Source organism: Novosphingobium sp. BL-S-20 (assembly GCF_055521635.1).
Genome location: NZ_CM145494.1, coordinates 2,271,582 through 2,292,801 on the forward strand (window position 1 = coordinate 2,271,582; position 21,220 = coordinate 2,292,801).

Annotated in this window: 32 protein-coding genes; 28 read left to right on the top strand and 4 right to left on the bottom strand. The window is 62.1% G+C overall.

Translation table 11 applies throughout. The features are described from left to right. Nucleotides 1–7: 7 nt before the first annotated feature. Together ACZ1II_RS18285 and ACZ1II_RS18290 are read right to left on the bottom strand one after the other, a co-directional pair. Nucleotides 8–559, bottom strand: coding sequence for a hypothetical protein (locus ACZ1II_RS18285; RefSeq protein WP_465145026.1), 552 nt, complete (start codon nt 557–559; stop codon nt 8–10). Nucleotides 560–737: 178 nt separating this feature from the next. After that, nucleotides 738–1,055 carry a YdaS family helix-turn-helix protein gene (locus tag ACZ1II_RS18290; RefSeq protein ID WP_465145027.1) on the bottom strand — a complete coding sequence of 106 codons (318 nt, stop codon included), beginning with the start codon at nt 1,053–1,055 and terminating at the stop codon, nt 738–740. Nucleotides 1,056–1,074: 19 nt separating this feature from the next. Between ACZ1II_RS18290 and ACZ1II_RS18295 the strand changes: the two genes are divergently transcribed. The 7 genes from ACZ1II_RS18295 to ACZ1II_RS18325 all read left to right on the top strand — a co-directional run bounded on the left by ACZ1II_RS18295 (nt 1,075) and on the right by ACZ1II_RS18325 (nt 5,819). Further along, complete coding sequence (locus ACZ1II_RS18295; protein ID WP_465145028.1) at nt 1,075–1,650, top strand: hypothetical protein; 576 nt, start codon at nt 1,075–1,077, stop codon at nt 1,648–1,650. Then, entirely contained in the window at nt 1,647–1,709 is a 63-nt protein-coding gene (locus ACZ1II_RS18300; RefSeq protein WP_465147332.1) for a YSIRK-type signal peptide-containing protein, read from the top strand. Before ACZ1II_RS18295 ends, ACZ1II_RS18300 begins: the two co-directional genes overlap by 4 nt. A 4-nt stretch (nt 1,710–1,713) precedes the next feature. Continuing rightward, entirely contained in the window at nt 1,714–1,923 is a 210-nt protein-coding gene (locus ACZ1II_RS18305; RefSeq protein WP_465145029.1) for a hypothetical protein, read from the top strand. Between the two features lie 234 nt (nt 1,924–2,157). Beyond that, nucleotides 2,158–3,504 carry an AAA family ATPase gene (locus ACZ1II_RS18310; protein ID WP_465145030.1) on the top strand — a complete coding sequence of 449 codons (1,347 nt, stop codon included), beginning with the start codon at nt 2,158–2,160 and terminating at the stop codon, nt 3,502–3,504. Further along, nucleotides 3,497–4,090 carry an RloB family protein gene (locus ACZ1II_RS18315; RefSeq protein WP_465145031.1) on the top strand — a complete coding sequence of 198 codons (594 nt, stop codon included), beginning with the start codon at nt 3,497–3,499 and terminating at the stop codon, nt 4,088–4,090. Before ACZ1II_RS18310 ends, ACZ1II_RS18315 begins: the two co-directional genes overlap by 8 nt. An 86-nt stretch (nt 4,091–4,176) precedes the next feature. Beyond that, the gene (locus ACZ1II_RS18320; protein WP_465145032.1) at nt 4,177–4,716 is read left to right on the top strand and encodes a DUF3251 domain-containing protein; all 540 of its coding nucleotides are present in this window, start codon (nt 4,177–4,179) and stop codon (nt 4,714–4,716) included. Between the two features lie 467 nt (nt 4,717–5,183). Next, the gene (locus ACZ1II_RS18325; protein WP_465145033.1) at nt 5,184–5,819 is read left to right on the top strand and encodes a hypothetical protein; all 636 of its coding nucleotides are present in this window, start codon (nt 5,184–5,186) and stop codon (nt 5,817–5,819) included. On the opposite strand, the gene ACZ1II_RS18330 is transcribed toward ACZ1II_RS18325, so the two are convergent. Next, on the bottom strand, nt 5,814–6,485 hold the full coding sequence (locus tag ACZ1II_RS18330; protein WP_465145034.1) for a hypothetical protein: 672 nt from the start codon (nt 6,483–6,485) through the stop codon (nt 5,814–5,816). The genes ACZ1II_RS18325 and ACZ1II_RS18330 overlap by 6 nt on opposite strands. Before the next feature lie 194 nt (nt 6,486–6,679). Here ACZ1II_RS18330 and ACZ1II_RS18335 point away from each other — a divergent pair, with 194 nt between their 5' ends. The 17 genes from ACZ1II_RS18335 to ACZ1II_RS18415 all read left to right on the top strand — a co-directional run bounded on the left by ACZ1II_RS18335 (nt 6,680) and on the right by ACZ1II_RS18415 (nt 17,099). Beyond that, a complete protein-coding gene (locus ACZ1II_RS18335; protein ID WP_465145035.1) occupies nt 6,680–6,967 on the top strand; it encodes a hypothetical protein in 288 nt (95 codons plus the stop codon). Nucleotides 6,968–7,145: 178 nt separating this feature from the next. Continuing rightward, nucleotides 7,146–7,310 carry a hypothetical protein gene (locus tag ACZ1II_RS18340; RefSeq protein WP_465145036.1) on the top strand — a complete coding sequence of 55 codons (165 nt, stop codon included), beginning with the start codon at nt 7,146–7,148 and terminating at the stop codon, nt 7,308–7,310. A 31-nt stretch (nt 7,311–7,341) separates the two neighbouring features. After that, nucleotides 7,342–7,860: a host-nuclease inhibitor Gam family protein gene (locus ACZ1II_RS18345; RefSeq protein WP_465145037.1), complete on the top strand. Its 519-nt coding sequence runs from the start codon at nt 7,342–7,344 to the stop codon at nt 7,858–7,860. Beyond that, entirely contained in the window at nt 7,860–8,192 is a 333-nt protein-coding gene (locus ACZ1II_RS18350) for an HNH endonuclease (protein ID WP_465145038.1), read from the top strand. Before ACZ1II_RS18345 ends, ACZ1II_RS18350 begins: the two co-directional genes overlap by 1 nt. A gap of 141 nt (nt 8,193–8,333) precedes the next feature. Then, nucleotides 8,334–8,843 (top strand): P27 family phage terminase small subunit, encoded by a 510-nt coding sequence (locus ACZ1II_RS18355; protein ID WP_465145039.1) that lies wholly within the window; start codon nt 8,334–8,336, stop codon nt 8,841–8,843. Between the two features lies 1 nt (nt 8,844). Next, complete coding sequence (locus ACZ1II_RS18360) at nt 8,845–10,611, top strand: terminase large subunit (protein ID WP_465145040.1); 1,767 nt, start codon at nt 8,845–8,847, stop codon at nt 10,609–10,611. Further along, on the top strand, nt 10,611–11,909 hold the full coding sequence (locus ACZ1II_RS18365; protein ID WP_465145041.1) for a phage portal protein: 1,299 nt from the start codon (nt 10,611–10,613) through the stop codon (nt 11,907–11,909). Before ACZ1II_RS18360 ends, ACZ1II_RS18365 begins: the two co-directional genes overlap by 1 nt. Continuing rightward, nucleotides 11,881–12,504 carry an HK97 family phage prohead protease gene (locus ACZ1II_RS18370; protein ID WP_465145042.1) on the top strand — a complete coding sequence of 208 codons (624 nt, stop codon included), beginning with the start codon at nt 11,881–11,883 and terminating at the stop codon, nt 12,502–12,504. The genes ACZ1II_RS18365 and ACZ1II_RS18370 overlap by 29 nt, the downstream gene beginning before the upstream one ends. 90 nt (nt 12,505–12,594) lie before the next feature. After that, nucleotides 12,595–13,884, top strand: coding sequence for a phage major capsid protein (locus ACZ1II_RS18375; RefSeq protein WP_465145043.1), 1,290 nt, complete (start codon nt 12,595–12,597; stop codon nt 13,882–13,884). Between the two features lie 90 nt (nt 13,885–13,974). After that, nucleotides 13,975–14,241, top strand: a complete 267-nt coding sequence (locus ACZ1II_RS18380; RefSeq protein WP_465145044.1) for a hypothetical protein — start codon at nt 13,975–13,977, stop codon at nt 14,239–14,241. A gap of 2 nt (nt 14,242–14,243) precedes the next feature. Beyond that, complete coding sequence (locus tag ACZ1II_RS18385) at nt 14,244–14,789, top strand: head-tail connector protein (protein ID WP_465145045.1); 546 nt, start codon at nt 14,244–14,246, stop codon at nt 14,787–14,789. Next, nucleotides 14,786–15,109, top strand: coding sequence for a phage head completion protein (locus tag ACZ1II_RS18390; protein ID WP_465145046.1), 324 nt, complete (start codon nt 14,786–14,788; stop codon nt 15,107–15,109). Before ACZ1II_RS18385 ends, ACZ1II_RS18390 begins: the two co-directional genes overlap by 4 nt. Further along, on the top strand, nt 15,106–15,501 hold the full coding sequence (gene gp17 / locus ACZ1II_RS18395; protein ID WP_465145047.1) for a tail completion protein gp17: 396 nt from the start codon (nt 15,106–15,108) through the stop codon (nt 15,499–15,501). The genes ACZ1II_RS18390 and gp17 overlap by 4 nt, the downstream gene beginning before the upstream one ends. Nucleotides 15,502–15,504: 3 nt before the next feature. Beyond that, nucleotides 15,505–15,948: a hypothetical protein gene (locus ACZ1II_RS18400; RefSeq protein ID WP_465145048.1), complete on the top strand. Its 444-nt coding sequence runs from the start codon at nt 15,505–15,507 to the stop codon at nt 15,946–15,948. Then, the gene (locus ACZ1II_RS18405; protein ID WP_465145049.1) at nt 15,948–16,310 is read left to right on the top strand and encodes a hypothetical protein; all 363 of its coding nucleotides are present in this window, start codon (nt 15,948–15,950) and stop codon (nt 16,308–16,310) included. Before ACZ1II_RS18400 ends, ACZ1II_RS18405 begins: the two co-directional genes overlap by 1 nt. A 20-nt stretch (nt 16,311–16,330) precedes the next feature. Beyond that, nucleotides 16,331–16,660, top strand: coding sequence for a hypothetical protein (locus ACZ1II_RS18410; RefSeq protein WP_465145050.1), 330 nt, complete (start codon nt 16,331–16,333; stop codon nt 16,658–16,660). Beyond that, on the top strand, nt 16,653–17,099 hold the full coding sequence (locus tag ACZ1II_RS18415) for a hypothetical protein (RefSeq protein WP_465145051.1): 447 nt from the start codon (nt 16,653–16,655) through the stop codon (nt 17,097–17,099). Before ACZ1II_RS18410 ends, ACZ1II_RS18415 begins: the two co-directional genes overlap by 8 nt. Here ACZ1II_RS18415 and ACZ1II_RS18420 read toward each other — a convergent pair whose 3' ends face one another. Next, nucleotides 17,100–17,279 (bottom strand): ribbon-helix-helix domain-containing protein, encoded by a 180-nt coding sequence (locus ACZ1II_RS18420; RefSeq protein ID WP_465145052.1) that lies wholly within the window; start codon nt 17,277–17,279, stop codon nt 17,100–17,102. A gap of 80 nt (nt 17,280–17,359) precedes the next feature. On the opposite strand from ACZ1II_RS18420, the gene ACZ1II_RS18425 reads away from it, so the two are divergent. The 4 genes from ACZ1II_RS18425 (at nt 17,360) to ACZ1II_RS18440 (ending at nt 21,217) form a co-directional block, all read left to right on the top strand. Beyond that, the gene (locus tag ACZ1II_RS18425; protein WP_465145053.1) at nt 17,360–17,737 is read left to right on the top strand and encodes a hypothetical protein; all 378 of its coding nucleotides are present in this window, start codon (nt 17,360–17,362) and stop codon (nt 17,735–17,737) included. Then, on the top strand, nt 17,730–17,933 hold the full coding sequence (locus tag ACZ1II_RS18430) for a hypothetical protein (RefSeq protein WP_465145054.1): 204 nt from the start codon (nt 17,730–17,732) through the stop codon (nt 17,931–17,933). The genes ACZ1II_RS18425 and ACZ1II_RS18430 overlap by 8 nt, the downstream gene beginning before the upstream one ends. Before the next feature lie 92 nt (nt 17,934–18,025). Continuing rightward, nucleotides 18,026–20,602: a phage tail tape measure protein gene (locus ACZ1II_RS18435; protein WP_465145055.1), complete on the top strand. Its 2,577-nt coding sequence runs from the start codon at nt 18,026–18,028 to the stop codon at nt 20,600–20,602. Between the two features lie 12 nt (nt 20,603–20,614). Beyond that, nucleotides 20,615–21,217: a hypothetical protein gene (locus ACZ1II_RS18440; RefSeq protein WP_465145056.1), complete on the top strand. Its 603-nt coding sequence runs from the start codon at nt 20,615–20,617 to the stop codon at nt 21,215–21,217. Nucleotides 21,218–21,220 lie beyond the last annotated feature (3 nt).

The window sequence follows — 21,220 nt, forward strand, 5'->3', positions numbered from 1 at the left end:
CCTCGCCTCAAGGCGGGCCCGTTGCGCGCGGGCCGCCGGCGAGATCGGGCGGGTCGCCCGTCAGATCGGCAATAAGGGTCGCGCTGTCGATGCGGCCCCCGTTGGCGAGAGCCGCGACGAGCACGCGCACGCGCTGGTAGGCGTCAATCGCCTCGTCAACATGGCCCAACGTCAGGCGATGGTCAGCGATATCGGCGCCCGGTTGAGCGGATAGCACCAAGTGAGAGCTGGCCTCCCCGCACTCGCGGATGACTAGCGCGGCCAAGCGGCCCAACGCGATCTCGTCCGCGAAACGGAACATGCCAGCCTCATCGAGCTGATAAGCGAAGGTTTCGAAGAGCGGGGCACCGTCGCCGCCGGCTTCCCGATAAGCCACATCTAGGACGATCGCGTCGCACAGCGGGATTTGCTCGCGCCGATCAGGGTCTCCCCAGGCGCGGACGATGCTCGGGCTTTTCCCACCCAAGGCTTCCGCCATCGCATTCCAACCGCCCTCGAGCTGACCGGCGATGCGCGCCAGCGCGGCGTCGATCGTGAGGGGGGCGCGGCGCTTCGTCATTGTGAACCGGCCCGCAGCAGCAGTTGGGATTCTTGGCTGTCGCGTTGTGCGCCGCCGCTCGGCCAGGAGCGCGCGGCGCAGGCGGCGCCGGTGGACGCCTTGTAGGCTGAAATGTGGCCACGCGATTGCAGCATTGCCGCCCGGCCCGAGTCGCTATGCCCTGCCGTTATGGACGAGATCATGACTGGAGGCCCTGCACAGGGTCTTGGACGCCGGCGGCAGCGGGGGGAATGGTTGCTGCCGCCGGCGATCCGCCCGCATGCTCATCGGGCATCTCGATCGGATAGATATCGGGACGTAACTCGTGCCGAGAAATCCCGCTCAATTCGCTCGCAGCGTGCACAAAAGGGTGCGGCAGCAGGCGCCTGTTCTTCAGCAACTTCGACACATTCTGCTGCGTCGTGCCGATGACGTTCGCGAATTTCACTTGGCTACCAGCGATCGCGACTGCGCGGCGGAAGGCCTTGTGAGCCCTCTCCCTTTCGGCGCCTGCCATGTCACGCTCTGACTCGTCCATGACAACCAACTACAACTCGCAACAACCTGAGTCAACCACTCGGTTGTTGCCCGTTGTAGTTGTTAAACGTTGTACCATCTTACCGGTGGACAATGAGGCGCGAACCAGACTCGATTTCAACGCATCCTGGTTGCGCGAGCAACGCGGGCGCTTAGGCTGGTCGACATCGGAGACAGCCGATCGAGCGCGAGAAACAGCGAAAAAGTACGGCGACCCAATAAAGCTTTCGCAGCAACTGATCTCGAAGTTCGAAAACGGCCACTTCAAATCTACTCCTCGCTGGTTGGGCTACGTGCAGATCGCGATGTCCCATTTCCTAGCGGATAATGGCTTGCCGTACGGCGATGTGTTCGCGCTACGGTTGCCGCTCGAGATGAAGCGGTACTTCGATGATCGGCAGGCCTGGTACAACGAGCAGGAACATCCCGAGGACGACGAGGCCAATTCCCAACCGCTAGGCTGGGCGCCCGAAGAGATGGAGTGCGTAGAACTTCTGCGCGTGCTCAGTTCGGCAGATAGGTCGGCCGTGCTCCAACTGGTTCGATCATTGGCAGGCCGCGCGCCATCCGCATGAAGTTGAGGCTCAAGCCACGCCTTCGGTTCTCAATCCGGAAATTTTCGTTGGGAGTGTAGATAGTTGTTACAACTTGTTAAGGCCAAGTTGGCTGAGGGGCCTTTCGAAACGCAAATTCTCGAGGTCGGCGGCGTTGGTCAGATTGCCTTGAAGGTCCAAGTGCTCGATGCCGACGAGGTCGGGATCGTCTGCAGGGTGAAGGGCATGCTGGGGGGACTAGGTGATATCCAAGGTCGGCCCTGGTCTCGCATCGCATGGATCAATCTACCCTGACGACACCTTACGCGGATCGCTAAGGCGGCCTGATCCGGGGGTATCTGCGGGGTATCTGCGTATCCGCAGACCCGCACTTCGCCGCGATCGCGGCGGAGGGTATATCCGCCGCGCTGAGGCGGCAAAACTCACTCCTCATTGGTCCTAACGCACCGATCCATTCATGTCTCAATGAGGTTTTCGTGGACTTTCCACAAAAATTGGTGTGAGAAGGAGGGGAGTAAGGGGTCTAAGATGTTAATTTCGTTCACGGTAGAAAATTTCAAATCTTTTCGGGAGCGAGCTGCCCTATCGATGGTGGCGCGCCGTGCAGAGAAGAACCTAAAAGGCTCGTTGTTATCTGCTGGCAGCGCGCTACCCTCGCGCGATCACTTGCTCCCAGCCGTAGCGATTTACGGCGCGAATGCGTCTGGAAAAAGTAATTTCCTACTAGCATTCTCGTACATGGGCTTAGCGGTTCGAAACTCTCAGGCAGAGTGGAAATCAGGAACCGGAACCAGATTTGATCCTAACGTCGCTCTTCCAGACGGTGAGGGCTTCTTTGAAATTATTATTTGTGAGGGTAGCACCAAGTATCGGTACGGGTTCAAAGCCCATCGCTCTCACTTCTCTGAGGAATGGCTCTATAGCTATCCAAAGGGGAGAGAACGACTCCTATTTCGGCGCTCAACAAATATAGATGGCGGTGCAGTTCCAGCTGGCGAAAAGGATGTCAGCCGCAATGCGACGTCTTCTATCGAATTTGGCCCCCAACTTAATGGGGATAGAAGAGAACACGAGTCGTCCTTCCGGCGCACTCGCGAAAATAGTTTATTTCTCTCATCAGCTGCTCAAGACAATCAATCTGATTGCATGAGTGTAGAGAAATGGTTCCGCAATAATGTCGTTACCGAAGTAAAACTAAACATCAGTAATTTTCACCAAGGCCATACCTCTTATTTGGCCGATGAATATCCGAACTTTAAATCGCTCCTCATTCCACTTATGCGGGCGGCAGATCCTTGCATAAGGGACATTATCGTACATAAGCCCCAAGGTGAAGAAAATCTTGAGTCAGAGATAGCACGTGCAGAGAGAATTATTGACTATAAGGTGTACTTTATCGTCAATAATGACGGAGAAGAAGTGCAAATTCCGTTTGAGAAACAGTCACGTGGTGTAAAGAGACTATACGCCTTAGCCGCAGGACTGATAACGGGTTTGAAGTTCGGAAAAGTCGTGTTTATAGATGAGCTTGAAACCAGCATGCACGCCCATGTTGCAAGCCAACTACTAGCACTTTTTCAAAATCGTTCTTCCAACCCACAGGGCGCGCAGCTAATCTTCTCAACCCATGAGACGAGACTCCTAAACCTCCAGCACCTCCGCAGGGATCAAGTTTGGTTCTGCGAGCGCGACCTATCTGGCAACTCTTCGCTATTTTCTCTCTTGGAGTTTTCTCCAAGGAAAGATGAAAACTTTGAGCTAGGCTATCTCAGAGGCCGTTATGGCGCAGTTCCGCTCGCCGGTATCGACCCTTCGTGGCTTCACGCTATTAACGATGAAGAATTGACCATTTCGCCAGAATTTAGCAATGTCTAAAATAAACCCGCTTGCCAGAAACACCGGCGGCCGAACCGCCAAGGATTACACCATCATTATTGCTTATGATGGAGAAAAAACTGAAGACGATTATTTCAGGGGCTGGCAACTGATCATTCCACCAAGCCGTCTTTCATTAGAGCCTATCTATGTAAAAAGCGGCGGCAACGCACTGAAGGCAGTTGAAAAGTCAATTACGAAGAAGAAGAAGTCGTCTAACTTTGCCGAGTTCTGGTGCGTCTGTGATGTCGACGATACGTCGGCGAAGGACCTAAATGATGCTCGTGCGTTAGCCGATGCGAATGGTATCCGTCTTTGTTTATCGAACCGCTGCTTCGAAATTTGGCTGGCTATGCATTTCGACTATTCCACTCAGGCTATTACCTGTGAAAAGGAAGCGATCGAGTTAGTAAGGCAGCATCACGACCAGTACGGGACAAAGGGTAAGACAATCCCTTTTCATCAACTATATCGCCGGACAGAGGATGCAATCCGGCGGGGTACTCAATTGGCCGCCACACAGATAGATAACCCCTCTACAAACGTCCACAATTTGGTCAGAAAACTGCACCAAAATACCGTGTAAGAGATGTGTCCGATGAACGTCGATTCATTCGAGGCAGATACAACGGCGGAGGGTGTATCCGCCGTGTACAGGGGGATTATCTTTACATGCGATTGAATGTTCTGGGATTGGCGCTGGCCTTAGGTCTGACCTCATGCGGGCAGTCAAGTCCACCCTCCTCTGATGCTAGGAGCGCCTTCCTCGAGAGTCAGATCCAGGCACTTGCAACGCGCGTCGACGCGTTGGAGCGCGAACAACCCGAACCCGTAAATGGCACCTTCAAGGTTGGCGATAGCGGGTTCGGAATAATTGAATCCTCCTACGGCAAAATAACCGCGCAGCTCATATCTTTGAAGCCAGAAGGGTCTGGCACTCGTGTCACCTTCAAGCTGGGGAATCCGCTTAGCGCTCAACTTAGGGATTTGAGCGCATACGTTAGCTGGGGCACAGTGAATGAGAAAGGAGATGCGGATTTTCCGTCGTTGGGGATGAAGCTGATCACGTTGCCGGGCTCGCTACCTGCCGGGACCTGGACAGAGACGTCATTCGTGCTGGACGGCATCAGACCCGATAAGCTTGGATACGTCGGAATGACGAGGGTCCTTAGCGGCAGCATTAGCCTTGCAGTCCCGGCCGGCTCTCACTGATAGATAATCCACAGGATGCAATTTCCGGAGTTTCTCGCTATGTTCCTCCTAGGGGGACCTGGGGGCGAACAGGTGCGAACTGGAAACTCGACAATGACTGGCGAGGCAGCCTCGGGCGCCTCGCTCCGACTTCACCCTGCGATGACAAGCCGGCGGCTCCTAGTCCTCGGTTTTGTCCGCGACTATATCCTGCGGTACGGCGGGAGCCCCTCCTACGGCGAGATCGCCAACGGTCTGGGCATCAGCCCGACCCGCGCGAGGCAATTGGTCCAGGCGCTAGTGAAGTCAGGGCAGCTGCTGCGCACACCCGGCCCGCGCGGTCTATCCCTGCCCGCTCTTCGTGATGAGGCCGTGCGCCAGCTCCGCGAGCTCGGCTGGCAGGTGTTCGCCCCCTGCGCAGATTCGGCTCTGCCGATGCCTCCCATGCTCGACTACCTCCAGGACGACAATTCGGAGACTGCGGGGCAATGGGAACAGCGACGAGCCGACGCTCGAGGGAACGCCTGAAGGAACAGGCGCGGGCCCACGACGACATCCATCGGAAATGGGCCGCGCGTCATCCGGCTCGAGCGCGCGACGAGCGCCAACTCCGCAAGTTCAACGCTGCGGTTCGGAAGGACTTCGGCCACAAGGTCAACGGCACGCCCGAGACCTGCGCCCGCGCATCGGTGACGCGCCAGGGCGCTGTCGCCCGTTTGTTCGAGGCTGGCGACATCGATGCCGAGCAGCTGGCCGCTTCTCAGTCGATCGCGCAGACCCACGCCCGCATTACCGGCGACGTGGCGATCAACACCGTCAGCTTCGAAACGCGGGTCGATCAGAGCGGCAAGTTCGGTGACGCGTTCTACGAGAAGCTTGGCAGCGTGCGCGCAGAGGTTGCCTACACCGGCTGGCGCCAGGCGCTGCCCTACCCATCCCTCGTGCTGGCTGTGATCATTGACGACGAGGGGATCAGCGTCGTGGCCAAGCGCCTCGGCATGCGGAACGCCCGAGCGAAAAAGATCCTCATCGATGCGCTAGACCTTTGGCGCAGCTGCTCGATCGAGGCCTGCAAGTTCGTCGACGACGCCACGCTGGCGGCTGCGCAGGCGGGTATTCTATGATCCGCTGCGGACCTCTATCCCTCGCCTTTCTTCCCTTCGGCGGTTGGCCTCGGCCTGCGCTTCGGCGAAATAAGCGTTCGACTCTTCCTGCTCACTGAGCCGCTTTTCGGTATAGTGCTGGAGTTTCGTTTCTAGTTGCGTTCTAGGATCCCAGATTTCTTCGAGCAGTTCGACCTTCTCACCTTCGTATTCATCTTGGAACTTGGCAGCGAGCTGGAGGGCTCGAGCGCCGGCGCGGGCCGTTTTTTCTCTTACGGTGGGAAGAACGATCTCATGATCGTTCACTACATCCCATTCGAACGCGATAAGTGCCTGCGCGGCTTCGATTTCCATAGGAAATGCCAGAGCCAATTTTGTTAATTTAGTCCCTAGCGCTTTCCACTCAATCGTTTCGGGATAGGCTGGGAAATCCGGAATGTTCTTCCAGTGCGCGCCCACGTCTCCGTTCGAAGCCTCATAGATCTCGGAATCCGATATCGCTCTTGCTGCTACGGATCCGTAGGCCTCAAGGGCGGTGACGATGTAGAGCCTTGCGAAGGCCTCTTCACGGGATCCATTCAGATGATCTCGAAGCCAGCTCACGCCTTGCGTAACGAAAGCCGCAAAGACCGATGATCCAGCTACCAGCGTGACAATCCCTAACGTCGTGAAGTCAGTTGTCGGCATTGATCCCCCCTATTCACGCCTGAATAGCGAAATTACCCCCTGCGCAAAATAGACCCTGCCGTTTCGTCACCTGAACCGGCAAATCGGACCCCGCAATAGTTGCGTCTGCCCTCGGCGCCGCAGCTACATGGATCCTAATGAGCCCGTCAGCCTCCCCAGGCCGGCGGGCTTTTTGCTTGCCCGGAGATGCCTAAGTGAAGATGCGCAGCGAACACGCCAACGGTCGCCGACCGCTCGGCTTCACCCCGATCGGCAACGCCCGCATTGCGAAGGCCCTCCAAGTCGCCTTCGCCGCCGCCATTGCGCTCCGAATGACACCGCAACAGGCGGATACCCATGCTCGAACAGCCGTTGCGCGCACGCTTTCCCCCGCGCCGTTCGCGAAGCGCTACCGCCTTCCAAAGCCTTCCCGCTCCGACGATCCCAGCTACCGCAAGCCGATCGTCCTGAAGAGCCACAGGTTGTGCGCAGTCGCTGCGTAACGGCTCGGCCGAGCCTGGAGGCTCAGCTGGATGCACAGCAGAGCGACCTTGACCAAGTGCTTGCCGAGGTCAGCAACGGCATCCGCGACGCCCGTCACTTCGACGAGCTCGAGGAGCGCATCCATTCCATTGCCGGTGGCCTGAAGGCTGCCTTCCGAACTTCCCGAGGAACCCGCTCGTGATCGATCTCGATAAGGCGCGCCAGATTGTCGCTGACGCCCACGACAGCGCCACCATCACCGTCTCGGCGCGATGGCTGAAGCAAGCCATCCGCGAGATCGGGCAAGGCCGCGAGTCTCAGCACCTGGTGCTCCTCGATCTTCCGCCAGCGCCGAGCCGCTGACCCTTCCGACATCCACCAGCTGGAGAGCCTGATGTCCATCCGCACCCCCAAGACTGAACACGCCGCGACCTTGCTGCTGCAACGGTTCGCCCAGCTGCTGGCGTCGATCGACCTGCACGAGAACGCCCGCAACGACGCCATCGCTGCAGCGAACGCCGATGCGGACACGAGCCTGGCACCACTCATCAAGGAGTGCGACGAGATCCGCTCGAAACTTGAGCCATGGTGGAAGCAGGCGGCGGCCGCGCTTACCGGCGGCAAGCGCAAGTCCGTCCAGCTCGGCGGCTGCATGATCGGCACCCGCACCGGCCGCGCCAGCTTGGCGATCGACGGTGACGAGGAGGCCATCGTTGCGAAGCTGGAGAAGCGGACCTGGGCTGCGGGCTTGCTCCGCATCACTACGAAGCTCGACAAGACGGCGATCCTCAAGGCGGTCCCCGGCCAGCACGGCAAGAAACTCAAGGCCCTAGGCCTGACCAAGAGTGACGGCGCTGAGACTTTCTACGTCGAGCGAGCCGAGCAGGACGGCACTGTCGCCGCCGTCGGCTGATGCCGACCCAGAACCCCCGCTTCCGTCCTCCTGGCTGGCGTGAGCGCCAGCCCTGGGAGCGTCCGCTGCTCCATCGAGACCAACGCAAGCGCGGCCGCGCGGGCCAACGCGATCGGCGCCAGGTCCTCCGCGAGGAACCCTTCTGCCGGCGCTGCTTGGAGGACGGCAAGCACGTTGCCAGTGACGTCGTCGACCACATCGTACCGCTCGCCGAAGGCGGCAGCGACGACCGAAAGAACAAACAGGGCCTCTGTGAGCCCTGCCACAACGCGAAAACGCGCGACGAGGCACGGCGAGGCCGATCCCGTTCAGGCTCGCCCTGCGAAACCTGAACCGGGAGGGGGAGGGGGCGGGTCTACGGCCGATTTGGCCGGACACCGACGCCCTCCCCAAATTTTCACGCGGGCAAATTCAAAGGGTAAAAAGTTTCGGGGCGCTCGCCTCGCAGCCGATGCCCCCAACGAAAATCGGAGGTGTCGGTGTCGAGAGGTGGATCCCGGCCTGGCGCCGGTCGGCCGCGCAAGGCCCCCGAACTCAAAGCCCTCGCTGGCACCGAACGGCCGGACCGCGAACTCGCGATCGGCGAGGAGCCGAAAGCCGGCGCCATGATTTGCCCGCTGCACCTGTCCGACCTGGCGCAGCTGCATTTCGCGTCGATCGCGCTGATCCTCGAAGAGCAAGGCCGATCGAGCCCGCACTTCGCGGAGCACGTCGCCCTGCTCGCTCAGCGTTTGGAGCAGATCCAGCGCTATCAGGCTGTCATCGAAGTGGAGGGCGACACCTTCACATCTGAATCGGCAAAAAAGGTCGACGGCGACACAGTCATTACCCGCATGGTCCGGGCCCGGCCGGAGGTGGCGATGCTGAATGAAGCAATGCGCCACACCCAGTCCCTGCTCACCGACCTGATGCTCACACCTGCCGCCGCGCTGCGGATCGTCAGCGGCGCGAAGGCGGAAGCCGGCGACTTCGACGACTTCTGATGTGGAGCAGCGCGACTACGCGGCGATCGCTCGCCAGTACGCCGGCGACGTCATCGCCGGCCGCATTCCGGCGTGCCTTTCTATCAGGCTGCAATGCGCCCGATTCATTGATGATCTGAAGGCTCAGGCGACCGACGCCTTTCCCTACCGGTTCGACGACGACAAAGCCGCCCGGCCCTGCCGGTTCATCGAACGCCTGCCCCACTCCAAGGGGAAATGGGCGCGCAAGAAGGAGACTCTCCGCCTCGAGCCGTGGCAGGTTTGGGTCATCGCCTGCACATTCGGCTGGCTCCGTAAGGAGACCAGTCTCCGCCGGTTCCGCCGGTTGTTCGTGGTGGTACCGCGTAAAAACGGCAAATCGGCGCTGTCGGCCGGCATCGGCCTGTACATGTTCTGCGCCGATGGTGAGTTCGGCGCCGAAGTCTACTCGGGCGCCACGAACGAAAAGCAGGCATGGGAAGTCTTCGGCCCTGCCCGGCTCATGGCCTCGCGCACTCCGGCGCTGGTCAAGCGCTTCGGCATCAGCGTCAATGCCAAGAACCTGACGCGCGTCGACGACGCCTCGAAGTTCGAAACCATTATCGGGGATCCGGGCGATGGGCAGTCGCCCAGCTGCTCGATCCACGACGAATATCACGAGCATGCTGACGACGGCCAAGTCGACACCATGCAGACCGGCATGGGCGCGCGCGATCAACCGCTCCAGGTACTGATCACCACCGCCGGCGATAACCTGGCCGGCCCTTGTTACGCCTCAATCCAGGACGAGCGGAAAAAGCTGGCTGGCATCGGTCACAACGGCGGCCCGCCGCTGGACGACGAAACCTTCTTCGTCGAATACACGATCGACCAGGACGACGACTGGAAGTCCGAAACCGCGCTTCGCAAGGCAAATCCGAACTACGACGTCTCCGTTTCAGGCGACTTCCTGAAGGCCCGCCAGCGCGACGCGATCGCTACGCCGCGCAAGGCGGGTGTCTTCAAGACCAAGCACCTCAACCTGTGGGTGTCGGCGAAAGCCGCCTATTTCGACGTCGAAGCCTGGCGCAAGTGTGCCCGGCCGTTGATCCCAGCGGATCCACGTGAGGCGCTGAAGCTGGATTGGCTACAGGGCCGCCGTGTCATTCTCGGCTTGGATCTCGCGTCCAAAATCGACATTGCCGCCTTGGAATACCTTTTCCTACCCCTCGGCGAGAAAGCCACAATTGACGATCCCTACATCCGGATCGGCCGATACTTCCTTCCGGCAGACACCGTTGCGGACGTCGCGGCCTATCAGGGTTGGGACGCCCAGGGACTGCTGGACGTCACCGAGGGCAACATCGTCGATTACGACGAGATCGAGCTCGCGATTGAAGAGGCCAGCAGCTGCTTCCAGGTCGAGCATGTGCCTTACGACCCGTTCCAGGCAACGCAGCTGTCGACCCGGCTGCAGAAAAAGGGCGTTCCGGTCATCGAGTACCGCCCGGTCGTGCTGAACTTCAGCGAGCCGATGAAGGAACTGGACGCGCTCATGCGCTCCCAGCGGATGATCCATGGCGGCGACCCCGTGATGGAGTGGGAAATCTCCAACGTGGTCGGCGCCCCCGACAAGAAAGACAACGTCTACCCCAACAAGCCGGAGGGGCAGGCACACCTCAAGATCGACAACCCGGTCGCGCTGATGAGCGCGCTGGGCGTCGCCATGGGCGGGAAGGAACCAGAGGAAGAGCCTAGCTCGCCCTGGGACGACCCCAATTTCAGTATGAACGGGGAGAACGAACCGTGATGTCGCCCGACGACTACATCCACCGGTCGGCGGCGCAGCGCGCAAGCGAAGTCCGTTCGATCGAGGATCCCACCCATCGCTTGAGCGAGAACCCCGAGGCGCTCCTGGCAATGCTGGGCGCCCTCGACAGCAGGAGCGCTCTGCCGCCGGTGTCGATCGACGCCGCGCTGGGCGTTCCTGCTGTCATGTGCGCCGTCGGTTTCCTGTCGCGTGCCCTCGCCAGCTTGCCCCTGCAAGCCTTCCGCGGGGGCGATGGCGGCGAAAAAGTCGACGATAGCCTGGCCATGCTGCTCAACGAGGCTCCGAACGAGGAGACATCGAGCTTCGAGTGGCGCCGGCACATGTGGCAACAGGTGTTCACCGGCGGCCGCGGTATGAGCTGGATCGAGCGCGCGGGCGTCCGTCCCGTCGCGATCTGGCCGCTCGATCCGAAGGAAACCTCGATCCAGCGTCGCAATGGGCGCAAGATCTTCATCTCCGAGGGCCGCGAATACCCCGCGCGCGACATCATCGACGTGTCGTTCATGCCGAAATCCGACTTGGTCGGGCACTACAGCCCGATCTTCCTGGCTCGAAAGGCGATCTCGCTTGCCATCGCCATGAACGATTTCGCAGGCAGCTTCTTCGCCAGCGGCGGCGTTCCGCCCCTAGCTCTGGAAGGCCCCCTCCCGCAGGGGGCCGATGCCTTCAAACGCGCACAGGCAGATATCAAGCGCGCGATCGACCTCGCGAAACAGGCAGGCACACCGTTCTTTGGCATGCCGCCCGGCCATGCGCTGAAGGCCATCGGCATTGACCCCGCCAAGGGGCAGATGACCGAGCAGCGGCTCTTCCAGATTCAGGAGATTGCCCGGATTTGGGGCCTGCCGCCCGTCTTCCTTCAGGATCTGTCCAAAGGCACCTTCTCCAACACGGAGCAGCAGGACCTCCAGCTGGTGAAGCATGTCATCGGTCAATGGGCGAAGGCGTTCGAAGACGAGCTCAACCTGAAACTGTTCGGCCAGCGCCGGCGCAGCCGCAAGGCGAAGCACAACCTCGACGGCATGCAGCGCGGCGCCTTCAAGGATCGGATCGAGGGCATCGCCCGGGCCATTCAGACTGCCCAGATGACCCCGGATGAAGCCCGCGCACTCGAAAACCGGCCGCCGGACCCCTCTGGCGCTGGCGCAAAACTCTACATCCAGGGCGCGACCGTCGAGCTGGGAACTTCGCCTGGCCAAGGCCACAACGGCGGCCCGCCGCTCAACGACAACGAGGAGAACGGCGGCGATGCCGGCGACGACCAAACCGAAAACTGACGAGCGCGAGTTCCGCGCCCTCACCGAAGGCCTCGAGCTCCGCTCCGCCACCGCCGCTGGCGAGTTACGTACGGCCACCGGCTATGCAGTGCTCTACAACCAGGAAGCGAGCGTCGCCGGGTACTGGATCGAGACGATCGCGCCTGGTGCGTTCGACAAGTCCCTCCAGGAGCGCGACGTGCTGGCGGTACACAGCCATGACACCGGGCGCGTTCTCGGTCGCAAGGATGCCGGCACGTTGACCTTGCGGTCTGACAGCAAGGGCCTTTCGTTTGAAAACCCGCTTCCAGACACGAACGACGGTCGAGATCTCGCTGTGCAGATCGACCGCGGAGATATTCCCGGCATGTCGTTCGGGTTCCGCTCGCTGAAGGAGGAGTGGGACGACACGCGGGATCCGCCGAAGCGGACCATCCTCGAGGGTGAACTCTTCGAGATCACCTACAGCCCGATGCCCGTCTACAAGCAGACCGAGGTCGGCCTGCGATCGCTCGACGCGGCCCGTCAGGAACGCCGCGCGCACAACCGCGCCGGGGCGACCGGCCGGATCGCCGCCAAGCGTATGAAACTGGCGCAGTCCGAACGAAAAATCTGAGTTCCCGGCCAAGCCGGAGGTGGCGAAAGCACCCGCTTCTCGCCCTGATCGCCCCGCCAGCGCGGGGCTTTTTCATTCCAGGAGCATGAGATGACCATTCTCACCCAGTATTACGAGGAGCGGGGCCAGCTCGTCACGGAGGCGCGCGACCTCCTTGGCCAGGCCGAAAAGGAAACCGACACCACCAAGGCGGCCGAGCTCGAGCAGCGCCATGACCAGGTGATGGGCAAGGTCGATGCGCTCGATCTGAAGATCAAGCGCGAAGAGCGCACCGCCGCCGCCGAAACTGCCGAGGAAGAGCGCCGTTCGCGCAATCGCCCGGGCCGTAGTAACGTCGAACATCGCGGCCAGGAAGGCGGCGAAGGCCAGGAGCGCTCGACCGAGCAGCTGCAGACCGAATATCGCGACGCTTTCTACGCGGTCCTCGCAGAAGGCGGTGACATCAGCGCCGTTACCTCGGAGCAGCGATCGCTGCTGCGACGCGGTTTCGTCGAAAACCGCACCCAGACTGCCGGTACGCCGGCCGCCGGCGGCTATACCGTGCCGCGCGAACTGGCGAACCGCATTGTCGAGACCATGCTCGACTGGGGGCCGATGTACGATCCGGGCATCACGGACGAGATCGTCACGAGTTCGGGCAATCCGTTCGACATCCCGACGAACGATGACACCGGGAACACGTCGGCGCCGCTCGACGAGGGCGACGATGTGGTCGACGATAACAGCGGCGACCTCGAGTTCGGCCAGGCCAACCTGAGCGCCTACGTCGAAGCAACACCGTGGCTGAAGATCAGCATGGAGCTGCTGCAGGACTCGGCATTCAACATCGAGCAGTTCGTCGGCCGTAAGCTGGGCGAACGTCTCGGGCGCGGTGCGAACCGCAAGCTGACCGTCGGCACCGGCAATGACGAGGCCCGCGGCATTGTCGTTGCATCGCTGCAGGGCAAACTGGCGGCAGCCGTGGCCGCCCTGACCGCAGAAGAGCTGATCGACCTTCAGCACTCGGTCAATGCCGCCTACCGCCGCAGCCCGTCCTGCCGCTGGATGTTCGCCGACACCACCCTCGCCGCCATCCGCAAGCTTAAGGACGGCGAAGGCCGCTTCCTGTGGACCATGGGCGACGTCCGTGTGGACGTTCCTGACCAGATCCTCGGCAAGCCCTACTCGATCAACGATGATGTGCCCGCGATCGCCGCCGGCAATCGTTCGGTCCTCTTCGGCGACTTCAGCCGCTACACCGTTCGCAAGGTCGGTTCGCCGCTGATCGGCACCGTCCGCGAGCGCTTTTGGCCCAAGGTCGGTCTGGCCGGCATCATCCGTTACGACGGTGATTTGCTGGACAGCGCGGCAGTGAAGCATCTCCGCCAGGCCCTTGCCTGACAGGTTCTCCGGGCGGGATCACTCCCGCCCGGGCCTTTTCCTGCCGCCGGTGCACCGGTTGCACGGAAAGGCAAGTTCCAGGAGCTCACCATGAAAATCAGAATGATCGCAGGCCTTTCGGGGCCGAAGGTTTCGCTCGCCCCTGGCGACGTCAAAGACTTCGCCGACGAAAAGGAAGCCCAGCGCCTGATCGACGCCAAGCTCGCCGAACTGGTGACCGAGGATAGCGCTACGCCAGCTCCCATCAACGAGACGACCGGTGAACGCATCGCCCGCCTTGAAGCCGAACTGAAGGATGCCAAGGCAGACCTGAAGGCCGAGACCGCAGCGGCCAAGGCGGCCGGCACGCAGGCCTGACCATGTGGCAGTCCCCGGTCATCGTTACGCCGCCGGCGGCCGAACCGGTGACGCTCGACCAGGCGAAGGAGTTCCTGCGCGTCGATGATGGCGACGACACCTTCGATACCGAGATAGGCCTCTCGATCGCCGGCGCCCGCAATCACATCGAGTCCATGACGGGTACCAGGCTGATCAGCCAGGTGGTCGATCTGCGCGGGGATGCCTTCGAAGATCTGGCGCTGTTCAAGGTGGGGCCAATCCTCTCGATCGACGAAATCACCTACCTCGATCGCGACGGTGCCGCCCACACGCTCGCAGCCGACAGCTACGAGCTCACCGGCACCGGCCTCGAGCGCGGTGTCCGACCGGCCGCGTCCACACGGTGGCCGATCGCTTCCACCGCCGGTGGTGCAATCACCGTCCGTGCAAAGGTCGGCTATGGTGATGACGGGGCCGCCATCCCAGAAGCCGTTCGCCTTGCAATCCTGCTGAAACTCCGCGGTCTGTTCGAGGATTCGGCGTCCATTATCGACTATCTCCTGGTCAACGATCGGATCTGGCTGTGACCAAGGTCACCAAGCGCACCACGCGGATCTCGATCGAGCGCGCTACCGTCGCCCAGGACGATTACGGCGAGGAAATCTCCACCTGGGCGCCGATCGCCCGGCCGTGGGCCGCGCTGTTCTACGGCACGGGCCAAGAGCGGCGCCAGGCGGCGGCCGAAATGGGCCAGCAGTCCGTCACGCTCAATGTCCTGGCGTCCGCCCTCACCCGCTCCGTCAATCTGAAGGACCGGATCGTCGTCGGCGCCGAGACCTGGGACATCGTAAGCATCTCGCCGATCGGCCGCCGCGAGATCGACTTTACCGCGGTGCGATCGCAATGAGCTTTGAATCGGACCTCCGCACTAGGCTCATCGATGACCCCCTGGTCGGGCCGGTCATCGGCACCTCGGTCTATTGGCGTATCCGCCCGCAGAGCCAACCCGTGCCAGCGATCGTCCTCACCATCATCTCGGATCCGCGTCCGCAGCACCTCGAGGGCTTCCACTCGCTGCGTGACACCCGGGTTCAACTCGACTGTTACGGCCGAACCTACGACGAGACCCGCGCGCTGCGCGACGACGTCATCACCGCGATCGCGCCCTATGCGCGCGTCGGCGGGACCCGCTTCGACCATTCGGAAATCGAAAACGTGCTCGACCGCGGCGACGACACCGCCGCCACCTTCCAGCACTGCCACGCCATCGATGCCACGATCTGGCACGGAAAGGAGTAACCCATGCCCGAAATCTCGAAAGTGACCACCGGTCACGGCACCCAGCTGCACATCAACCCCATCGACGTCCTGACCAAGGTCGCCGAAGTGGACGATATCCCCGAGCTGCCCTCGTTCACCACCACGCTGTACGAGACCTCGAGCTTCGACACCGAGGAGGCGAAGGAGTTCAAGAAGCAGCCGCTGAAGGAAGGCGTCGAATACACGATCGCCGGCAACTTCGTGCTCGGCTCTGCCTCCACCACCCTCCTCGACGCCGCCGAGGCGAACAACGAGCCGATCCCCTACGAGATCCATCTGCCCCAGGGCGAGGACGTCTACGTGGTCAGCGGCACCGCCCTGTTCTACAACCTCAAGTACCTGAACACCGCGAATGAAAAGCGGAAGTTCAACATCACCATGAAGCCGACGTCGAAAGCGTCGCGCGTCAAGCAGGAGACGCCGTAATGGTCGCTCCAGTCGACGCGAAGACCGTCATCACGGTCGACGGTGAGGATTTCACCTTCCGTCTCGGCTTCCGCGCGATTGCCCTGGGCGAACACCTGGGCGTCGACCTGTTTGCCAAGGATGGCATCGACTTCACGATCTCGAAGGTCGCGCTTCTGGTGAAGTGCCTCACGGTCGCCGATCACGAGGAGCTCACCGAAGACGACGCCCTGGCGATCGCCTTCCGCTACGGCATCGAGAAAATTGCGCCGCTCATCCTCGATCTGCTGAACCGCTTCGGCGGTCGGGCCGAAGAGCCGAGTGCCGAGGGAAAGGCAAAGCCGCCAGCGAAGCGGACGAGGAAGCCGACAACGACCCCGTAACCACCGAGCGCTTCTTCGTCATGTGGTGCCAGTCCGGTTTCGATCCCGACAGCTTCTGGCATCAGACCCCCCTGCACTTCCAACTCGCCATGCGTGGGGTGCGCCGACGGCTCACAGCTGCGGCGGAAGCCAGTCTGCGCGAGGCCTGGTGGGGCGGCGCCTTCTCGGGCCTCACCCAGTCGAAGGGCGGCCTCAAGCCGCTCGATCACTACCTGCGCAGGAACAACGATCGCCGCATGGCGCCGGACGCAATGCTCGCCGCCTTCCAGTCCATGGAAGCGCGCGGCGCGCCGATGACGATCCGCAAGTTCACCCGCGCAGAACTGGAAGCGAGGAACTCCGATGGCTGACGAGGCAATTTCGCTCGAAGGCTTTTCCGACTTGGATGCGGCACTTGCCGCTCTGGCCGACGAAGCGCTCGAGCGAGGCGTACTCATTCGCGCCGGGACCCGGGCGCTGCAGCCCGTCCAGGCCGAAGCGCGGCGGCTTGTCCCCGTTCACGAGGGAAAGCTGCGCGATTCCCTGCTGATCTCCACCAACGGCCTCACCCGCGACGCCGCCCGCGAGGAACTCATCGACAAGGGGGCTGTGCGGATCTTCTTCGGCACCGCCAACCGCAACGGCGTTCCGCGGGAGTTCGGCACCTTCCGGTCGGTCGCTAAGCCGTTTGCTCGGCCAGCGTGGGAGGCGAATGTCGATGGTATGCTCGACACCCTCGCCGCGGAGCTGGGGCCGGAGATCGAGGCCACGGCGGAACGTTTAGCGAAACGTCGCGCCCGCATAGCCTGATCAGGCGTCGAGGCCCTTTTCGACCAGGCGGCGGATCGCCTCCGACACCGTGACATTCTCGGCGTCGGCAAATTGCTCCAGGCGCGCCTTCAGTCGCTCATCGAACCGAACGCCGATCCGGGGCGAATGCCCAGTTGCCGGACGACCGCGACGTTTCTGTGGGACACTTATTGACGACATATTTTCTGTGTGCCATAAAGTTCGGGCTGGAACAAGGTAGGCGCTTTGTTCCAGCCCTAACCTTCCACATGGAGGACACCATGTATCAGGCTGCGGCCGCTTCTAGCATTCCACACCTTCCCGCCAACCCGCTCCGTCGTCTATTCGAGCGCCTGATCGGTGATCACGCGCAGTCGGCCGATTGCACTATGGAAATCGGACTGGTCCAACGGCGCCTCATCGCGCTGCGCGGATCCGCACCGACGTGGCATCCGCTGCATCTGCAGCGCACCGTAAACCGCACCGTCGCCGAGCCGCTCCGCTCCATCCTGCCCCAGCTGCGCGGCGGTGCCGCCAAGCAGGTATCGGCAGCGCTGGCCGTCCTGGCGAATGTCGGCGTCTACGAATCCTCGATCGAGGACATTGATAACGCCGCTTTGCTGCTCGCGGGCGTCACCGCAGGACGCCGCCGTGCATAGTGGTACCGCGATCGCGGTTTCCAGCCCCGCCGCAACGGCGCTTGCTATGGCCCACCAGCACCAGGAAGCGCTCGACCAACTGGAAGAGCTGCTGTCGGGTGCCGACCGCCCCAGTATGGATGATGCCGCCGCCGCAGTGATCATGCTCGGCGCGCAGTTCCAGCTGCTCGTCCAGGAAATCGAGAAACTCACCTGACCGCCTAGTCGGTCAGCCGAAAGCTCCCATCAGGGGCGGTCCTTCACGGGGCCGCCCCTTTTTCGTGGCCGGATGGCCGGAAGGAACCCGCGATGGCCGCCAAAATCGGTTCGCTGCGCGCGGACCTGACGCTCGAGACTTCGCGCTTCAAGGCCGGTGCCGCCGACGCGCAGGCAAAGATGGCTGCGCTGAAGAACAGCATCAACGTCGGCTCCCGCGAAATCCGCAAGGCCGCGAACGACATGGGCACCAGCATGGCCGGCTTCAGCCGCCAGCTGGCCGACCTCAAGGCCCGCCTCGATCCCCTGAGCGCCGCCCAGGCGCAGTACCGACAGGAAGTGGACCTCGCGCGAAAGGCGCTGAGCCTCGGTGCGATCTCTGGCAAGCAGTACGGCCAGGCCATGGTCGAGGCCGGACAGAAGCTCGCCCAGTTCCGCAGGGACCTAAATGGTTTGAAGGAAGGCACCGGGGCGACGACGGCGCTTTCGGCCGAAATGGCGGCCCTGAAAGCGCGCCTCGATCCCGCCAGTGCCGCACTCGCCGCGTACCGCAACGAGACCAAGCTGCTGCGCCAGGCGCAGCGCGAAGGCGTGATCTCAACTGAACAGTTCGTCACCGGCATGAAGTCGGCGACCGCCGCGTATCGCCAATCGTCATCGGGTGTCGTCGCTGCCAACGGGGCTGCGCGCGCCGGCATGCAGCAGCTGCAATTCCAGATCAACGACGTCGCCACCATGTGGGCGATGGGCGCGAAGCCCATGCAGATTTTCGCCTCTCAGGCTGGTCAGGTTGTCCAGGCCCTTCAGCTCATGACAACGGGTGCCGGAAAATTCGGCAAGTTCATGGCCGGGCCGTGGGGCTTGGCTATCACCTCGGCAATCATTGTTCTGTCGACGTTGATCCCGAAGCTGCTCGACACCGACAAAGCGATGAAGAGCGTTGAACTTGCCTCCAGCGGGCTAGCCGACGCGCAGTCCGTCCTTGGCGAAATCTTCGATCTCACGACTGGCAAGCTGAAAAGCCAGAACGAGATGCTGCGCCTGAATGCCCAGATCATGGCGATAAACCTGCGCGCGCAAGCGAGCATGAATCGTTCCAAGGCGCAGGAGACCTTGGGCTTCATCGACAGCGGGCTGGGCCTCTCGATGGGCAAGCGCGCCCTCGGTATGTTGGGTGTGCCGGTCAGCGGCGACTTCGGCCGCGCCCAATTGGTTAACGACCTCGCGAAGCAGGTCAAAGCGATCGACCCCATGAAGGATGGTGCCGGTGATGCCTTGGGCGCATTGGCCAGAAAGGCCGAAAAGCTCGACTTCGACGGACTCAGCATCGGCCGTAAAGATTTCATCGAAGCCATCACGGCTTATGCATCGGCTCCGTACCAGGACCGGACGGCGTCGAAGATCGATAGCGATGTAAAAACTCGCACGCTTGATTCCGAGTTTCGTCAGGAAGGGCGCGGCCGCAAGCCGCGCACTCCTAACATGGAGACCGACGCACAGCAGGACGAGGAACTCGCCGCCCTCAACCGTGAATATCTGCAAGCGAAGCTGGACGTCACCACCGATGCGGAAGAGCGCGCCAAGATCGAGGACGAGCTCCTCGCCGCCGATCGCACGAAGCGCCTCCTCGAGGTCGATGCCAACAAAAAGTTGACGGACGCGCAGAAGGCTCAGCGCAAAGCCGCGATCGAGCGCATCTATGGTCCGGAGAGTTCCACTGGCGAGATCGGCGTCACTCTTGCCCCTGCCCGCCTCAAGCTCGCAAAGGAGCGCTCAGACCGCGCCATCCAGCTCGACAACGACATGCTGTCCCGCCAGGCCGAAACGCTTCAGGCCATGGCCGACATCGAGCCGAACACGCGAAAGCGGGCTGAGCTCGAGGGCAAGGCTCTGGAGATCCAGCAGGAGATCCAGCGCAACCTGCTCGACCAGCAGATTGCCAACGGCGACATCGCCGATGCCGACAAAGCGCGATCGGAGCTCGCGGCGCAGCAGACCGCGCAACGTCAGCGCCTCGCGATCCAGAACATGTCGCCGGGCCAGCAGTACGTCTACCAGCTGCGCAGCCAGGTCTCGAACATCAACGACGCGATCGAGGGCATCAAGGTTGACGGCATCGACGCCATGATCAACGGCTTTGCCGACGCGACCGTGGGCGTCCGCAAGTTCGGCGAAGTCTTCAAGAACGTGGCGCAGCAGGTGATTTCCGACCTCGTGAGGATCCAAATCCGCAAGGCCATGGTCGGTGCCCTGGGGAACATCTTCGGCGGTGGGCTTTCGCTCGGCGGCGGCGGTTCCTCCAACATTTCCAGCGCCGGCGCGTCCTACGACTTCAGCGCCTACAGCGGGATCTCGCTCGGCGGCGCGCGAGCTGACGGCGGCCCGACCGCAGCCGGCCTGCCCTATCTGGTCGGCGAGCGCGGACCGGAGATCTTCCTGCCCAGCTCCTCCGGCCAGGTCATCCCGAACCACGAGCTGGCGAACCTTGGCGGCGGCAACGGCGTCGGAACGCAGAACAACTACTACGGCCCCGGCGCCGATGTGTTCTGGAGCCAGGTGGACCAACGTGCCGCCGGCGTCGCGGCGCCGATGTCGGTGGCCTCAGGCGTCCAGGCGCGATCGGCCGCCGGCGCCGACATGTCGCGCCAGGCCCGCCGACGCATTCCATAAGGAAAAGCACCTGTGGCAGCGATTGCTATGCCGGCGGAGGTCGTCCCGAACTCCGCCACCGTATTCCTGCGCGAATTCGGCGCGGTCCTGACGCCGTTCCTCGGCGGCCCCGAACAGCTGATCGACCGGCTCGGAACCCGGTTCGGCGTTCGCCTTCAGCTTCCATCGAAGCGCACTGAAACCGAGGCCATGGTCATCCAGTCCCGCCTGCTTCAGGCGCGTAAACAACGGCTGATCATGCCCTTCCCGCAGCCTGGCTTCGATACCGGCAATCCTGGGGCACCTGTACTCGCAAGCGCCGTGCTCGCGGGCAGCTCAATCCCCCTCACCGGCCTCACGCCCGGTTACGTTGCCGCCGAGGGGCAGTTCCTTTCCATCGTCCGGGCCGGGCGCCGCTACCTCCACATGTTCCGGACGGGCGGCACAGCAGCCGCCAACGGATCGCTGACCGCGAACATCTTCCCGATGCTCCGCGTCCAGCTCGGCGCCGGCGACGTCGTCGAGATTGCCCAGCCCCAGATCGAAGGTCTCGTCAGCCCCGGCGACGAGCTCAACTGGCAGATTTCCGTCTCCCGCCTGACCGCCTTCAGCTTCACGATTTCCGAAGGGGCCTGACCC

Bases quoted from the DNA above. Each gene is read 5' to 3' on its own strand.
- ACZ1II_RS18345 (WP_465145037.1), top strand. From the start codon at position 7,342: ATGTCCATCCGCACCCCCAAGACTGAACACGCCGCGACCTTGCTGCTG.
- ACZ1II_RS18330 (WP_465145034.1), bottom strand. From the start codon at position 6,485: ATGCCGACAACTGACTTCACGACGTTAGGGATTGTCACGCTGGTAGCT.
- ACZ1II_RS18320 (WP_465145032.1), top strand. From the start codon at position 4,177: ATGCGATTGAATGTTCTGGGATTGGCGCTGGCCTTAGGTCTGACCTCA.
- ACZ1II_RS18405 (WP_465145049.1), top strand. From the start codon at position 15,948: ATGGTCGCTCCAGTCGACGCGAAGACCGTCATCACGGTCGACGGTGAG.
- ACZ1II_RS18350 (WP_465145038.1), top strand. From the start codon at position 7,860: ATGCCGACCCAGAACCCCCGCTTCCGTCCTCCTGGCTGGCGTGAGCGC.
- ACZ1II_RS18315 (WP_465145031.1), top strand. From the start codon at position 3,497: ATGTCTAAAATAAACCCGCTTGCCAGAAACACCGGCGGCCGAACCGCC.
- ACZ1II_RS18285 (WP_465145026.1), bottom strand. From the start codon at position 559: ATGACGAAGCGCCGCGCCCCCCTCACGATCGACGCCGCGCTGGCGCGC.
- ACZ1II_RS18420 (WP_465145052.1), bottom strand. From the start codon at position 17,279: ATGTCGTCAATAAGTGTCCCACAGAAACGTCGCGGTCGTCCGGCAACT.
- ACZ1II_RS18325 (WP_465145033.1), top strand. From the start codon at position 5,184: ATGGGAACAGCGACGAGCCGACGCTCGAGGGAACGCCTGAAGGAACAG.
- ACZ1II_RS18380 (WP_465145044.1), top strand. From the start codon at position 13,975: ATGAAAATCAGAATGATCGCAGGCCTTTCGGGGCCGAAGGTTTCGCTC.
- ACZ1II_RS18375 (WP_465145043.1), top strand. From the start codon at position 12,595: ATGACCATTCTCACCCAGTATTACGAGGAGCGGGGCCAGCTCGTCACG.
- gp17 (WP_465145047.1), top strand. From the start codon at position 15,106: ATGAGCTTTGAATCGGACCTCCGCACTAGGCTCATCGATGACCCCCTG.
- ACZ1II_RS18435 (WP_465145055.1), top strand. From the start codon at position 18,026: ATGGCCGCCAAAATCGGTTCGCTGCGCGCGGACCTGACGCTCGAGACT.
- ACZ1II_RS18310 (WP_465145030.1), top strand. From the start codon at position 2,158: ATGTTAATTTCGTTCACGGTAGAAAATTTCAAATCTTTTCGGGAGCGA.
- ACZ1II_RS18295 (WP_465145028.1), top strand. From the start codon at position 1,075: ATGACAACCAACTACAACTCGCAACAACCTGAGTCAACCACTCGGTTG.
- ACZ1II_RS18290 (WP_465145027.1), bottom strand. From the start codon at position 1,055: ATGGCAGGCGCCGAAAGGGAGAGGGCTCACAAGGCCTTCCGCCGCGCA.
- ACZ1II_RS18415 (WP_465145051.1), top strand. From the start codon at position 16,653: ATGGCTGACGAGGCAATTTCGCTCGAAGGCTTTTCCGACTTGGATGCG.
- ACZ1II_RS18370 (WP_465145042.1), top strand. From the start codon at position 11,881: ATGCCGGCGACGACCAAACCGAAAACTGACGAGCGCGAGTTCCGCGCC.
- ACZ1II_RS18365 (WP_465145041.1), top strand. From the start codon at position 10,611: ATGTCGCCCGACGACTACATCCACCGGTCGGCGGCGCAGCGCGCAAGC.
- ACZ1II_RS18410 (WP_465145050.1), top strand. From the start codon at position 16,331: ATGTGGTGCCAGTCCGGTTTCGATCCCGACAGCTTCTGGCATCAGACC.
- ACZ1II_RS18425 (WP_465145053.1), top strand. From the start codon at position 17,360: ATGTATCAGGCTGCGGCCGCTTCTAGCATTCCACACCTTCCCGCCAAC.
- ACZ1II_RS18385 (WP_465145045.1), top strand. From the start codon at position 14,244: ATGTGGCAGTCCCCGGTCATCGTTACGCCGCCGGCGGCCGAACCGGTG.
- ACZ1II_RS18400 (WP_465145048.1), top strand. From the start codon at position 15,505: ATGCCCGAAATCTCGAAAGTGACCACCGGTCACGGCACCCAGCTGCAC.